Origin of the sequence: Streptomyces sp. SP18CS02 (genome assembly GCF_036322365.1) — a bacterium.
Classification (GTDB): domain Bacteria; phylum Actinomycetota; class Actinomycetes; order Streptomycetales; family Streptomycetaceae; genus Streptomyces.
On sequence record NZ_JAQYXC010000276.1, the window covers coordinates 205,827 to 219,659 of the forward strand.

The 13,833-nt window shown below is 71.3% G+C and carries 16 protein-coding genes; 4 read left to right on the plus strand and 12 right to left on the minus strand.

The window, feature by feature from the left end:
* Positions 1 to 11: 11 nt before the first annotated feature.
* On the minus strand, positions 12 to 758 hold the full coding sequence (recO, locus tag PUR26_RS13275) for a DNA repair protein RecO (protein ID WP_329872348.1): 747 nt from the start codon (positions 756 to 758) through the stop codon (positions 12 to 14).
* Between the two features lie 151 nt (positions 759 to 909).
* On the opposite strand from recO, the gene PUR26_RS34680 reads away from it, so the two are divergent.
* Complete coding sequence (locus PUR26_RS34680; protein ID WP_443077067.1) at positions 910 to 1,155, plus strand: DUF1304 family protein; 246 nt, start codon at positions 910 to 912, stop codon at positions 1,153 to 1,155.
* Positions 1,156 to 1,220: 65 nt separating this feature from the next.
* Here the strand turns inward: PUR26_RS34680 and PUR26_RS13285 are convergent, their stop codons facing one another.
* Together PUR26_RS13285 and PUR26_RS13290 are read right to left on the minus strand one after the other, a co-directional pair.
* Positions 1,221 to 1,436, minus strand: coding sequence for a hypothetical protein (locus PUR26_RS13285; protein ID WP_329872350.1), 216 nt, complete (start codon positions 1,434 to 1,436; stop codon positions 1,221 to 1,223).
* Between the two features lie 385 nt (positions 1,437 to 1,821).
* Entirely contained in the window at positions 1,822 to 2,637 is an 816-nt protein-coding gene (locus tag PUR26_RS13290; RefSeq protein ID WP_329872352.1) for a hypothetical protein, read from the minus strand.
* A 286-nt stretch (positions 2,638 to 2,923) separates the two neighbouring features.
* Here PUR26_RS13290 and PUR26_RS13295 point away from each other — a divergent pair, with 286 nt between their 5' ends.
* Entirely contained in the window at positions 2,924 to 4,294 is a 1,371-nt protein-coding gene (locus tag PUR26_RS13295) for an FAD-dependent oxidoreductase (RefSeq protein WP_329872354.1), read from the plus strand.
* A 140-nt stretch (positions 4,295 to 4,434) separates the two neighbouring features.
* Here the strand turns inward: PUR26_RS13295 and PUR26_RS13300 are convergent, their stop codons facing one another.
* Positions 4,435 to 5,130 carry a TerB family tellurite resistance protein gene (locus PUR26_RS13300; protein WP_329872356.1) on the minus strand — a complete coding sequence of 232 codons (696 nt, stop codon included), beginning with the start codon at positions 5,128 to 5,130 and terminating at the stop codon, positions 4,435 to 4,437.
* Positions 5,131 to 5,309: 179 nt separating this feature from the next.
* Positions 5,310 to 7,076 carry a 2-isopropylmalate synthase gene (leuA, locus tag PUR26_RS13305; RefSeq protein WP_329872358.1) on the minus strand — a complete coding sequence of 589 codons (1,767 nt, stop codon included), beginning with the start codon at positions 7,074 to 7,076 and terminating at the stop codon, positions 5,310 to 5,312.
* Positions 7,077 to 7,373: 297 nt separating this feature from the next.
* Between leuA and PUR26_RS13310 the strand changes: the two genes are divergently transcribed.
* Complete coding sequence (locus PUR26_RS13310; protein ID WP_329872360.1) at positions 7,374 to 8,438, plus strand: M4 family metallopeptidase; 1,065 nt, start codon at positions 7,374 to 7,376, stop codon at positions 8,436 to 8,438.
* A gap of 9 nt (positions 8,439 to 8,447) precedes the next feature.
* On the plus strand, positions 8,448 to 8,726 hold the full coding sequence (locus tag PUR26_RS13315) for a protealysin inhibitor emfourin (protein ID WP_329872362.1): 279 nt from the start codon (positions 8,448 to 8,450) through the stop codon (positions 8,724 to 8,726).
* Positions 8,727 to 8,835: 109 nt separating this feature from the next.
* On the opposite strand, the gene era is transcribed toward PUR26_RS13315, so the two are convergent.
* From era to ybeY, 7 genes are all read right to left on the minus strand, one after another.
* A complete protein-coding gene (gene era, locus PUR26_RS13320; RefSeq protein ID WP_329872364.1) occupies positions 8,836 to 9,786 on the minus strand; it encodes a GTPase Era in 951 nt (316 codons plus the stop codon).
* A gap of 204 nt (positions 9,787 to 9,990) precedes the next feature.
* Positions 9,991 to 10,383 (minus strand): hypothetical protein, encoded by a 393-nt coding sequence (locus PUR26_RS13325; RefSeq protein ID WP_329872366.1) that lies wholly within the window; start codon positions 10,381 to 10,383, stop codon positions 9,991 to 9,993.
* Positions 10,383 to 10,736 (minus strand): cytidine deaminase, encoded by a 354-nt coding sequence (locus PUR26_RS13330; protein WP_329872368.1) that lies wholly within the window; start codon positions 10,734 to 10,736, stop codon positions 10,383 to 10,385. Before PUR26_RS13330 ends, PUR26_RS13325 begins: the two co-directional genes overlap by 1 nt.
* A gap of 55 nt (positions 10,737 to 10,791) precedes the next feature.
* Entirely contained in the window at positions 10,792 to 11,532 is a 741-nt protein-coding gene (locus PUR26_RS13335; protein WP_329872369.1) for a hypothetical protein, read from the minus strand.
* Positions 11,533 to 11,667: 135 nt separating this feature from the next.
* Positions 11,668 to 12,021, minus strand: a complete 354-nt coding sequence (locus tag PUR26_RS13340; protein WP_329872371.1) for an MmcQ/YjbR family DNA-binding protein — start codon at positions 12,019 to 12,021, stop codon at positions 11,668 to 11,670.
* On the minus strand, positions 12,018 to 13,310 hold the full coding sequence (locus PUR26_RS13345; RefSeq protein ID WP_329872373.1) for a hemolysin family protein: 1,293 nt from the start codon (positions 13,308 to 13,310) through the stop codon (positions 12,018 to 12,020). Before PUR26_RS13345 ends, PUR26_RS13340 begins: the two co-directional genes overlap by 4 nt.
* The gene (gene ybeY, locus PUR26_RS13350; RefSeq protein ID WP_329872480.1) at positions 13,307 to 13,810 is read right to left on the minus strand and encodes an rRNA maturation RNase YbeY; all 504 of its coding nucleotides are present in this window, start codon (positions 13,808 to 13,810) and stop codon (positions 13,307 to 13,309) included. The genes PUR26_RS13345 and ybeY overlap by 4 nt, the downstream gene beginning before the upstream one ends.
* Positions 13,811 to 13,833 lie beyond the last annotated feature (23 nt).

The following is a 13,833-nucleotide window of genomic DNA, read 5'->3' on the forward strand; positions in this document are numbered from 1 at the left end:
GCTCACATCTCCTATTTCTCTACGTACCGAAGCGAGCGCAGTCCGCGCTCCAGATGCCAGTGCAGATAGGCGGACACCAGCCCGCTGCCTTCCCGGACGTGACGCGGTTCGCACGCGTCCGCAGTCTCCCAGTCACCGGTCAGCAGCGCGCTGAGCAGCCCGACGGCCTCCGCAGAGGGTACGACGCTGCCGGGCACCCGGCAGTCGCCGCATATGACACCGCCCGCGGCGACCGAGAAGAACCGGTTGGGCCCGTGGATGCCGCACTTGGCGCAGTCCTCGAAGGAGGGCGCGTAGCCGTTGACGGCCAGCGAGCGCAGCAGGAACGCGTCGAGGATCAGGTGCGGCGCGTGCTCGCCGCGGGCGAGGGTGCGCAGGCCCCCGACGAGCAGCAGGTACTGCTGGACGGCCGGCTCGCCCTCGTGGTCGGTGAAGCGCTCGGCGGTCTCCAGCATCGCGGTGCCGGCGGTGTAGCGGGCGTAGTCGGTGACGATCCCGCCGCCGTACGCGGCGATGGTCTCGCTCTGCGTGCACAGCGGCAGGCCGCGTCCGACGAGCTCCCCGCCCCGGGCGAAGAACTGCACGTCCACGTGGGAGAAGGGCTCCAGCCGGGCCCCGAACTTGGACTTGGTCCGCCGCACCCCGCGCGCGACGGCGCGCACCCGGCCGTGGCCGCGGGTGAGGATCGTGATGATGCGGTCCGCTTCACCCAGCTTCTGGGTGCGCAGCACGATGCCGTCGTCGCGGAACAGACTCATGCGGCCCATTCTCCCGTACGCCGGGGGGTGGCGGCCCCGGCACCCGGGGCGACCGGCGGCGTGAGGCCCGCGCCGGCCCTCTCGACCGCCTCGGTTCCGCTCGTCGACGCCCCGCACGCGCGGATCCTGGTTCCGGAGATGTTCCTGGGGGCTGTGCGAAGGGACGTGCCGCCTCGGCGGGACTCCGGGGTTCGCCCGGGCGGCGGAGGCGCTCGCCGCCGTCCAGGGCCGCTACGACGGCTCCCTGGCCGCGGTGGCGGCGTGGGGCCCGGTGGCGGCCGATCCGGCCGGATTCCGGGCGAGGGTGCTCTTCCAGGTGTGCGTGGCGGCGGGGCTCCACGGCGCGGCGACCGTGAGCCGCCGGATCCTCCTCATCGGAGCGGGCCGGCTCCGATGACCCCCGGGGTGCGTGCCGGCGGGCCCGCCGGGGTGTTCACGCCCCCGCGGGCGGGGGCCGCCGTTTCAGGGCACCTCGCCCCGGCTGCGGGCGTTGGCGTACGCCGTCGCGGCGCTGATCCGCTCCGCGTCGGTGGCCGCGCGGACCCCGTCCGGCGGGCAGTCCCATTCGCGTCCACCGCCGACCGGCCTCAGCTGGAGGTAGGGGCCCTCGTGCCCCATCACGCGCCCGACGCGGCCGGTGCGCAGCTCCACGACGTACGACCCCACGGGCAGGCTCATCCGCGGCCGCCTTCCCCGAAAGGCACTCCCCCGAGAGAACGGCCGGCCGGCCCGCGCTCCGTCCGCACCGCGGTACCGGCCCTTTCGTGTGCCGTACACAATTCCGCCATCGCCTCCTCGGCCTCCTTCGTTCTTTCGCTCACCGACGTCCATCGTCGACGACCGCGTGTTTTCTTCCTTCACCACGGTCGCCCTTTCTGAATCCCTTTCTCGGTTACCGCTCCCAGGGTGGGGCCCTGCCCGTAGTATGTGCAGCCGCGTACGCGCCATAATCGTTCGGCGGGACGGAGGAGCCCGGACAGGGCAGCGGAATCCGCAGAATCGATGCGGCGGGACGGATTCCTCGAATGCGTCCGATCCGCAGGATTTACCGGTCGCGGAAACGCTACTTCAGCCGACGCCTGTGGTGGTGCGTGATGGCCGCGTCGCTCCTGAGGGCCCGCGCCAGGATGACGCCGAGGATCATCAGGCCGACACCGAACCACGAGGCCGCCGCGTCGAAGACCAGGACGACCACGCCGATGGGGATGAGCAGGCCCACGAACGGGATGAGCAGGGAGCGCACCGGTGGCTCCGGCTCCCCGGCCAGCCGGGCGCGCACCACCTGCGGATACCACTCCGTGAAGCGCAGGGCGGCGATGATCGCCACGATCTGGATGATCCAGCCGGTCCAAAGATTGTTCGAATTGCGCAGGACCAGATCCCCGAAGCCGCCGGCTATCGCCGCCACGAGAAACGCGACCCCCCAAGCTCCCGTGATCACGTAGTTGGCCCGGAGGAACTCGGGCGATTTCCCGTGCTTGCGATCCGCCCGTTCGCGTGCGTACGGGAGGGTGAATGGCATCCGTACGGCCATCGACCCGAACGCGATCAGGACGAGCGCGATGTTGGACAGCTCGCCCGCATAGGTCTCCAGCCAACGGTAGGTGCCCTCGGAAGCGACGATTCCGACGATGGCCATCGCGGCGAAGAACACGACGTCCGCGACCTCCAGGAGTTTCACCGAGGAACCCCGGCGGACGGCCCGGCCCCCGACGAGCAGAGCGACGGCGAGGGCGAGGGACACGACGACGGCGATCTCGAAGCGGCCGGGGCCGGCGAGGACCGAGAAGGCGATCCACGGGGACATACCGACGACCGGGCTCTCCAGCATCCTGGCGATCCGCCCGCCCGGTGCTGCGTCGGTGGCGGAGGCGAACATGACGGCCGGACCCCTTTCGGACAGCTGCCTCCAGAGTGGCCCGCGGCGACGGCGGGCGCGAATCAGGGGCGGCCGGGGAGGCGGAGCCCGGTGCGCGGCACGGCACGGCACGGCACGGCACGGCACGGCAGGGGCACCATCGCCCGGACCCCGCCGTCCGACCGCCTCATAAAGGGCACTTATGGGGTCATAGGTGGGGGGCGGGTACCCAAGTGAGGCGTGCCTTACTTAGGGTTCGGTGGAGCAGTTGATATCACCGCTCACTCCTCGCTCGAAGGGAACTGTCATGCCCCGCCCCCTGCGGGTCGCGATCGTCGGTGCCGGCCCCGCCGGGATCTACGCCGCCGACGCGCTTCTGAAGTCCGAGGCCGCCGCCGACCCCGGAGTCTCGATCGACCTCTTCGAGCGCATGCCGGCGCCGTTCGGGCTCATCCGGTACGGCGTCGCTCCGGACCACCCCCGCATCAAGGGCATCATCACGGCCCTCCACCAGGTGCTCGACAAGCCGCAGGTCCGGCTCTTCGGCAACGTCGAGTACGGCACCGACATACACCTGGACGACCTCCGCGCCTTCTACGACGCCGTCGTCTTCTCGACCGGCGCGATGGCCGACCGCGAGCTGAGGATCCCGGGCGTCGACCTGGACGGCTCCTACGGCGCCGCCGACTTCGCCTCCTGGTACGACGGCCACCCGGACGTTCCGCGCACCTGGCCGCTGGAGGCCGAGAAGGTCGCCGTCCTGGGCGTGGGCAACGTGGCCCTCGACATCGCGCGCATCCTCGCCAAGACCGCGGAGGAGCTCCTCCCGACCGAGATCCCGCCCAACGTCCACGACGGCCTCAGGGCGAACAGGGCCAAGGAGATCCACGTCTTCGGCCGCCGGGGCCCCGCACAGGCGAAGTTCAGCCCGATGGAGCTGCGCGAGCTGGACCACTCCCCCACCATCGAGGTCATCGTCAACCCCGAGGACATCGACTACGACGAGGGCTCGATCGCCGACCGGCGCAAGAACAAGCAGACCGACATGGTCGCCAAGACCCTGGAGAACTGGGCGATCCGCGATGTCGGCGACCGTCCGCACAAGCTCTTCCTGCACTTCTTCGAGTCACCCGTCGAGATCCTCGGCGCGGACGGCAAGGTCGTCGGTCTGCGCACCGAGCGCACCGAGCTGGACGGCACCGGCAACGTCACGGGCACCGGCCGGACCACCGACTGGGACGTCCAGGCCGTCTACCGTGCCGTCGGCTACCTCTCCGACGAGCTGCCGAAGCTGCCCTGGGACACCGTCTCCGGCACCGTCCCGGACGAGGGCGGCCGCGTGATCGAGGAGAGCGGCGCGCCCATGGCGTCGACGTACGTCACCGGCTGGATCCGTCGCGGCCCCGTCGGGCTCATCGGTCACACCAAGGGCGACGCGAACGAGACGGTCGCGAACCTGCTCGACGACCATCGCGCGGGCCGGCTGCTCACCCCCGCCACCCCCGCCGAGGACGCCGTCGTCGGCTTCCTGGAGGGCCGGGGCGTCGCGTACACGACCTGGGAGGGCTGGTACCGCCTGGACGCCGCCGAGCGCGCCCTGGGGGCCGCCGAGGGCCGTGAGCGCGTGAAGATCGTCGAGCGTGAGGCGATGCTGAAGGCCAGCGCCGCACAGGACTGACGTCCGGCACCCGGAGTCCGACACCCGGGGGAGTCCGCCCCCGGGGAGTCCGACGCCCCGCGCCGCCGCCTTCCGGGCGGCGGCGCATCGGCGAGCGCGCGTGCGGGGCGCCGCGGCCGGGCGGGACGTGACGACACGGCCTAGAACGGCGTGCGGGCCGCTTCCATCAGTCGCGTGGTGTCGTCGGCGCACAGCTGGAGCGCGTTGCCGACGGTGGTCAGGACATCGCGCTCGGCCTGGCTGTAGGCCCCGTCCGCGAGGGCGATGCGGGCACCCTGGAAGAGGATCGACTCACGTCCCGCCGGGGCCAGGTGCGGGGAGAGCGGCTCCAGCGCCTCGTGCAGTTCGATGGCGAGCGCGGCGCCGCACGGCCCTTCGCCGTCGGTGAGGAATCTGCCCGTGTCGGCGGCGAGCGCCTCGATCAGCGCGATGAGGCTCTCCGCGGTGCACTCCTCGTACCCCGCCGCCCTGACCGTGGAGACGGCGGTGCGCAGGACCGTGGGCGAGGAGACGCCGCCGGCCGCGAGGACGGCGAGGGCGACGGTGTGCACGGCGTCGCGGAGCATCCCCGAGAAGCGCGCGGTGGTCGGGTGGTCGAGGGCGTCGGTGCCGAAGTGGCCGTGGCAGGCCGCGCATTCGACGACCGGGCCGGCGAGGCCGCGGGGCAGCAGTGGAACACCGAAAAGGGTTAAACGACGGCGGCCGATACGGCGGCGGTAGTTGCGGTCGCCCCCGCAGGCGGGGCAGAAGAACTCCCCGTCGCCCACGGTGTTCCAAGAGGTGGAAATGGAGCAGATGCGCAGTCTCGGGCCGCGTGACCCTCGCGCTGGCAGCACGTCGCACCTCCGTAACTCCCCCGTGTCCCTTCGGGCACGGGAGGCACTCCCACGGCCGCGTTGCCGCGTTGGCGTGATGTTAGCCACATCGATGATGTGGCGTCAGCACCCCGTCATGAGAACGCCACGGAGATGGCCGGACTCCGCCCGCGCGGGGCGGGCGGAGTCCGGTCCGGAAGTCAGCGCGCGGCGCGGTTGACCGCCGAGATGACCGCCTTCAGCGAGGCGCGGGTGGTGTTGGCGTCGATACCGATGCCCCACAGCACCTTTCCGTCGATGGCGCATTCGATGTACGAGGCGGCCTGGGCGGAGGCGCCCTCACTCATCGTGTGCTCCTGGTAGTCCAGCAGTCGCGCGTCGATGCCGATGTCCTGCAGCGCCGCGAAGAACGCGGAGATCGGGCCGTTGCCGGAGCCGGTCAGCACGGTGTCCGCGCCGTCGACGACCGCCTCCACGGTCAGCGTGTCCGTGCCGTCCGTGTCGGTGGTGGTCTGGCCGGACCGCAGCTGGATGCGTCCCCAGCGGGCGGCCTCGTCGTCCCGGTTGGGCAGGTACTCGTCCTGGAAGACGGACCAGATGGCCTTCGGCGTGACCTCGCCGCCCTCGGCGTCGGTCTTCTGCTGGATGATCTTCGAGAACTCGATCTGCATCCGGCGCGGCAGGTCCAGCTTGTGGTCGTTCTTCAGGACGTACGCGATGCCGCCCTTGCCGGACTGCGAGTTGACCCGGATGACCGCCTCGTAGGAGCGGCCGACGTCCTTGGGGTCGATGGGCAGGTACGGCACGGCCCACTCGATCTCGTCGACGCTCCTGCCGGCGGCGGCCGCGTCGGCCTCCATCGCGTCGAAGCCCTTCTTGATGGCGTCCTGGTGGGAGCCGGAGAAGGCGGTGTAGACCAGGTCGCCCGCGTAGGGGTGGCGCGGGTGGATCTCCATCTGGTTGCAGTACTCGCTGGTACGGCGGATGTCGTCGATCTGCGAGAAGTCGATCTGCGGGTCGACGCCCTGCGAGAACAGGTTCATGCCCAGGGTGACCAGGTCGACGTTGCCGGTGCGCTCGCCCTGGCCGAACAGGCAGCCCTCGACGCGGTCGGCGCCGGCCATGATCGCCAGCTCGGCCGCCGCCACGGCCGTACCGCGGTCGTTGTGCGGGTGGACGGAGAGGCAGACGTGCTCCCGGCGGGACAGGTTGCGCGCCATCCACTCGAACCGGTCGGCGTGGGTGGAGGGCGTCGAGCGCTCCACGGTGGCCGGCAGGTTCAGGATGATCTCGCGGCCCTCCTCGGGCTGCCAGACGTCGCAGACGGCCTCGCAGACCTCCAGGGCGAAGTCCAGCTCGGTGTCGGTGAAGATCTCCGGGCTGTACTGGTAGCCGAAGACCGTCTCGTCGCCCAGCAGCTTGTCGGCGTACTCCATGACCAGCCGCGTGCCGTCCACGGCGATCTGCTTGACCTGCTCCTTCGAGCCGCGGAAGACCACGCGGCGGAAGGTCGGGGCGGTCGCGTTGTACAGGTGCACGGTGGCCCTGCGGGCACCGACCAGGGACTCCACGGTCCGCTCGATCAGCTCCTCGCGGGCCTGGGTCAGGACCGAGATCGTCACGTCCTCGGGGATGGCGCCCTCTTCGATGATGGAGCGCACGAAGGCGAAGTCGGTCTCGCCGGAGGACGGGAAGCCGACCTCGATCTCCTTGTAGCCCATGCGTACCAGCAGGTCGAACATCTCGCGCTTGCGGGCGGGCGACATGGGGTCGATCAGGGCCTGGTTCCCGTCGCGCAGGTCCGTGGACAGCCAGCGGGGGGCCTTGGTGATGCGCCGGTCGGGCCAGGTGCGGTCGGGGATGTCCACGGCCTCGTACCGGCCGTACTTGTGGATCGGCATCCCGGACGGCTTCTGGGCGTGCGTCGCGTTGGTGACGGGCGTGGGGCGGCCAACGGGCTGAGACATGGCGTAGGGCTCCTCAGGTGTCCAACCAGGGGGACGGCCGACTGTGTCGAAGCAGCACCAGACTCCGCGGGGAGGGGGTCGGCCTACGACTACAGGCCCTCGCCGCGGCAGCTAAGGAGAAGCAGCCCGAAACGCATGATGCACAGCAGCCTAACCGAGTGACACCGCGAGCGGAGGCGCCGTTCCAGTATGCGGGACCGGGGCCCCTTGTCCGTCAAACGGTGATCTGTCACTCCTTTTCCTCAATCCTGGTCGCAGCTAGTGACAGTCGCACTACCCAGTGCCACATTGCGGAACATGACTGCGACGACTCATCCCGTGTTCTGCACGATCGTCCCCCCGCACCTCCTGGACCGGCTGGCCCGCTCGTCGGACCCCCTGGTCGCCGCCGCCGCGCGCCGCACCCTCGTGGCGGACGCCGCCAACCGCACCGGCCGCCGCCTCACCACGGTCGTCGGCGCCCGCGCGGTGTCCGCGCCGGACGGCGCGGTCGCGGGGAAGCCGCACCGCACGGTGTACGACGCGGGGCACCGGACCACGCTGCCCGGCAAGAAGGTCCGCGGCGAGGGCGCCGAGCCCACCAAGGACGCGACCGTCAACCGGGCGTACGCCGGGCTGGGAGCGACCTTCGACCTCTTCCTGGACGTCTACGGCCGTGACTCGATCGACGGTTCCGGACTCCCGCTCGACGCGACCGTCCACTACGACCGGGACTACGGCAACGCCTTCTGGAACGGCGAGCAGATGGTGTTCGGAGACGGTGACGGGGAGATCTTCCTCGACTTCACCCTCCCGGTGGACGTCATCGGTCACGAGCTGGCCCACGGCGTCACCCAGTACACCGCCAACCTGGCGTACTTCGGCCAGCCGGGGGCGCTCAACGAGTCCATGTCGGACGTCTTCGGCTCACTGGTCAAGCAGCACGCGCTGGGCCAGACCGCGGACGAGGCCGACTGGCTGATCGGCGCGGGCCTGCTGGCACCGGACGTACAGGGCGTGGCCCTGCGCTCGATGAAGGCCCCCGGCACGGCGTACGACGACGATGTGCTCGGCAAGGACCCGCAGCCCGCCACGATGGACGACTACGTCCGCACGGGCAGCGACAACGGCGGCGTGCACATCAACTCCGGCATCCCCAACCACGCGTTCTACCTGGCCGCCGCGGAGCTCGGCGGCAACGCCTGGGAACGGGCCGGCCAGATCTGGTTCGACGTGCTCACCGGCGGCGAACTGGCGGAGGACGCGGACTTCACCGACTTCGCCCGGCTGACGGTCGCGGCGGCGCGCGAGCGGTTCGGTGAGGGCCCGGAGCACGACGCGGTGTCCAAGGCGTGGTCGACGGTGAAGGTGCCGGCGGAGTAGACAGGGTCCATGCGTATTCGGATCAGGCGCACGGGCGGATTCGCCGGGATCGAACGCCGCGCCGAGCTGGACACCTCGGGGCGGCCGGACGCCGAGGAGTGGCACGCCCTGGCCGAGGCGGCGCTCGCCGACGGCCTGGGCACATCACCGGCCGGCGCGAGGACGGGTGTGCCGGACGGGTTCTCGTACGAGATCACGGTCGACGGCCGCACGGTGTGCTGCGCCGACCCACGGCTCACCCCGGCCCAGCGGGAGCTGATCTCCCGGGTGCTGAAGGAAGGCGCCTGAGCGGCGCGGCGACGGGCTGTCGCGGGGCGCCCGTCCCCGCGGGGCCGCCCGCACGGCCCGGACCGGGCCGTGCGCGCCCGCGCGGTGGGTCAGGAGTCCCCGCGGAGGGTCAGAAGCCCAGCTTCCGCAGCTGCTTGGGGTCGCGCTGCCAGTCCTTCGCGACCTTCACATGCAGGTCGAGGAAGACCGGCGTGCCCAGCAGCGCCTCGATGTGCTTGCGGGACTTGGTGCCGACCTCCTTCAGGCGCTGGCCCTTGGGGCCGATGATGATGCCCTTCTGGCTCGGGCGCTCGATGTAGACGTTGGCGTGGATGTCCAGCAGAGGCTTGTCGGCCGGCCGGTTCTCCCGGGGCAGCATCTCCTCGACGACGACCGCGATCGAGTGCGGCAGCTCGTCGCGCACGCCCTCCAGCGCCGCCTCGCGGATCAGCTCGGCCACCATGACCTGCTCCGGCTCGTCCGTGAGGTCGCCCTCCGGGTAGAGCGGCGGGCTCTCGGGGAGCAGCGGGATCAGCAGGTCGGCGACGAGCTGGACCTGGCTGCCGCCGACGGCGGAGACCGGGACGATCTGCTGCCACTCGAAGCCGAGCTCCTTGCCCAGCTGGTCGATGGCGATGAGCTGCTCGGCGAGGGTCTTGGAGTCGACGAGGTCCGTCTTGGTGACGATGGCGACCTTCGGGGTCTTGCGGATCTCCGCCAGTTCCTTGGCGATGAACCGGTCGCCGGGGCCCAGCTTCTGGTCGGCGGGGAGGCAGAAGCCGATCACGTCGACCTCGGCCCAGGTGGTACGGACGATGTCGTTGAGCCGCTCGCCCAGGAGCGTGCGCGGCTTGTGCAGGCCGGGGGTGTCGACCAGGATCAGCTGCGCGTCCGGCCGGTGCACGATGCCGCGCACGGTGTGGCGGGTGGTCTGCGGCCGGTTGGAGGTGATGGCCACCTTCTGACCGACCAGAGCGTTCGTAAGGGTGGACTTGCCCGCGTTGGGGCGGCCGACGAAGCAGGCGAAACCGGCCCGGTGGGCGGTTTCGGTTTCATGGTTACGAGCGCTCATGGGGGCCATTGTCCCCGATCCCCGCACGCCTCACGTACCGCAGGCGCGGGAAAGCCCCCGCGCCCGCCTCCGGAACCGCCTCCGGAACCGGCGCGGGCGCCGGTCCCGGCAGGGCGGGGAAGGCTCCCCGCGAGGCTCCGGGAGGTCTGCCACGGCCGGGCCGCGGGCTGGTCCGGGCCAGGGGCCCGGCCGCCGGGCCAGAGACCCTCCCCCTCACGACGAGAGGGCCCGGCGCCCCCGGAGCCGTGCGATGAGGGCCGCGAGCGACACGGCCAGGTACAGGACCGCGAAGACCCCCAGGAGCAGGTCGATCCAGTCGGGGTCCCCGCCCCGGGCGAGCGCCACGGCGGCGGGGACGCCGGCCGCGAGCCCGGCGGCGACCAGCAGGGTGCCGGCCGACCGGCGCAGAGCCCGGGCGACGGACGGGCGCCGCACTTCGAGCAGGTCGGCCGCCCCCCAGAACATCAGCATCAGCGGAAAGGCGTCGTGCGGGCGCACCTGGCCGTCGACGAACCAGTCGACGACGTTGATGACGAAGCCGATCGCGCCGACGCCGAGGACGAGCCGGGCATGGCCCGGCGCCCTGCCCTCCCCCGTGGCGGCCATCAGCCGGCCGACACCGTGGCACGCAGCTCGCCGTCCGGGCCCGCGAGCAGGACCGGGGTCCCCGCGCCGCCCAGGTCGCGCACCGCCGCGCGGTCGGCGTCCGACGCGGCCTCGGCGTCGCTGACGACCGCCGCGGCCTCCAGCGATGTCGCGCCGCTGGCCACGGCCATCGCGACCGCCGTCTGGAGCGCGCTCAGCTTGAGCGACTCCAGAGCGACGGTCCCGGCGACGTACGTACGCCCGGTCTCGTCGCGTACCGCCGCGCCCTCGGGCACGCCGTTACGGGCACGGGCGCTGCGCGCCAGCGTGATGATCTTGCGGTCCTCGGGGCCGAGGTCGTTGCTCTGCGTCATGCCCCGAGCATAGGCGGGTGGCCGGGGACCACCCCGGCCGCCCTCAGGGTCCTCGTCAGCCCTGGACGCCCTTGGCGAACTTGTCGCCCGCGCGCTTGGCCAGGTCGTCGAAGTCCTTGGCGGACGCCGGGGTGCCGGGGACGAGCACGACACGGGACACGCCCGTGCCCTGACGGGCGACGGCGAAGTGGAGCGCGAACTCCATCTCACCGCCGAGGTCCATGCTCACGCGCACGCCGTGCGACTCCTCGCCGGCCTTCGGCGGGTTCAGCTTCTCCACCTTGAGCTCGGCCGGGACGCCCTCCATGGTCGTCTTGAAGCCGGTGCACTTCTCCGCAGCGGTGCCGATGGACGTCACGAAGTCCGCGGCGCCCGTGCCGGGGAAGGTCATGATCTGGTGGGAGAGCTGGTTGGCCCCGTCACCGCCGGCGAAGTCCTCGTTCGCGCCGATGGTGGCGCCGGCGACCTTGTTCTGCAGCAGCGTCGCGATCGGCTGGCACTCGGCCTTGTCCGCCTTGTAGGCGCTGTCGTCCGCCGGGTTCTTGCTGGCCGTCCAGCCCTTGGGCAGGTCGGCGACCGCCAGGACACCGGCCTTCATCTGAGCGGCGGTCAGCGGCGTGGCGGACTGCCCGTCCTTGGCCGCGTCCTCGCCCTTGGCCGGGTCGCCGGCCTTGGCGGACGAACCGCTCTTCTCGGGCTTGGCGTCCGTCTCGGACGAGCCGCCGCAGGCGGCGGTGAGGACGAGCGCGGAGGTGGTGAGCGCGACGGCAGCGCCGCGACGTATGCGAGTACGCATGAGGGTGTGTTCTCCCCTGACTGTGAATGTTCCTGGGGAGCTGTGGTTCCCCCCTCCCCGCCATGATCGGCCGCGCTGAGGATACACACAGCGGGAACACGGAAAGATCACGGTGCTGTCGCACAGCGGCGGTGACTAGGGCCTGTCGAGGCGCAGGCGGGTCGCCTTCGGCAGGCCCGCGACGACCAGGTCGTAGGAGTCCTCGATGAGCTCCCGGACGAGTCGGTCCGGCAGCTCGCCGACGGTGACCGTGTTCCAGTGGCGCTTGTTCATGTGCCAGCCGGGAACGATCGCCGGGTGCTCGGCGCGCAGCCGGACCGCGTTCTCCGGCTCGCACTTGAGGTTGACGGTGAGCGGCCGGGCCTCCAGCGCGGACAGGGCGAACATCTTCCCCGCGACCTTGAAGACGGACGTCTCCGGACCGAAGGGGAACTCCTCCGTGACGTCGTTGAACCCCAGGCAGAGGACCCGCAGCCGCTCGGGTGTCATGCCACCTCGTCCTTCCGTTCGGTGGCCGGCTCCGCCAGCACGGTGACGATCTTGTTGCGCCGGCCGGCCGGGGACTCGGCCGTCAGCCGCAGCACCCGTCCGTCGGGCAGGTCGACCAGCGCGCTGGCGCCCGCGATCGGCACCCGGCCCAGCGCCTTGGCGAGCAGGCCGCCGACCGTCTCGACGTCCTCGTCGTCGTACTCGTCGAGGCCGAGGAGCTCACCGAGGTCCCCGATGTCCAGCCGGGCGGTGACGCGGTAGCGGCCCTCGCCCAGCTCCTGCACCGGCGGCAGCTCCCGGTCGTACTCGTCGGTGATCTCGCCGACGATCTCCTCCAGGATGTCCTCGATGGTGACGATGCCCGCCGTGCCGCCGTACTCGTCGATGACGACGGCGCAGTGGTTGCGCTCGCGCTGCATCTCGCGCAGCAGATCGCCGGCGTTCTTGGTGTCGGGGACGAAGGCGGCGGCCCGCATCGCGGTGGAGACCAGGTCGCTCTCCGCGTCCCGGCTGATGTGGGTCTTCCTGACGAGGTCCTTCAGGTACACGATGCCGACGATGTCGTCCTCGTTCTCGCCGGTCACCGGGATGCGGGAGAAGCCGGAGCGCAGCGCCAGGGTCAGGGCCTGACGGATCGTCTTGTAGCGCTCGATGGAGACCAGGTCGGTGCGCGGGACCATCACCTCGCGCACGAGGGTGTCCCCGAGCTCGAAGACGGAGTGCACCATGCGGCGCTCGTCGTCCTCGATCAGGGACTCCTGCTCGGCGAGGTCGACCATCGCGCGCAGCTCCGCCTCGGAGGCGAACGGGCCCTTGCGGAACCCCTTGCCGGGTGTGAGCGCGTTGCCGATGAGGATCAGCAGCTGGGGCACGGGTCCCATCACACGGGCCAGCGGCAGCAGCACATAGGCGGCGGCCGTCGCGGTGTTCAGCGGGTGCTGGCGGCCGATGGTGCGGGGCGAGACGCCGACGGCGACATAGCTGACGAGCACCATCACCCCCATGGCGACGAGCAGCGCCGACCAGGTCTCGTCGAACTCCTCCAGGCAGACGTAGGTGACGAGGACCCCGGCGGCCATCTCGCAGGCGACGCGCACGAGCAGCGCCACATTGAGGTAGCGGGTGGGGTCGGAGGCGACCTGGGCGAGTCCGGCGGCGCCCCGGCGCCCGGTGCGGACCGCCTCGGCGGCCCGGAAGGTGGAGACCCGGGCGAGGCCCGCCTCCGCGCACGCCGCCAGCCACGCGACGACGACGAGGGCGACCGCGCCGAGGATCAGCTGGGTGGTCATGAGACGGTCGGCGCCGGGGAAGGGCCGGTCATGCCCTTCTCCGCGCGCCAGCCGTCGATGATCGCCGCCTGGAGGCCGAACATCTCGGCCTTCTCGTCGGGCTCCTCGTGGTCGTAACCGAGGAGGTGCAGCACCCCGTGGACGGTGAGGAGCTGGAGCTCCTCGTCCATGGAGTGCCGCGTCGGGGCCTCCTGGCCCTGCTTGGTGGCGACCTCGGGGCAGAGCACGATGTCACCGAGGAGTCCCTGTGGGGGCTCCGCGGCGTCGTCGTCCCGGCTCGGCGGGCGCAGCTCGTCCATCGGGAAGGACATGACGTCCGTCGGACCCGGCAGGTCCATCCACTGGATGTGGAGCTGCTCCATCGCGTCCTCGTCCACCACGATCACCGAGAGCTCGGAGAGCGGGTGGATCCGCATACGCGCCAGCGCGTAGCGGGCGACGTCGAGGATCGCCTGCTCGTCGACCTCGATGCCGGACTCGTTGTTGACGTCGATCGACATGGTGCTCTGCTCGCTCATTCGGT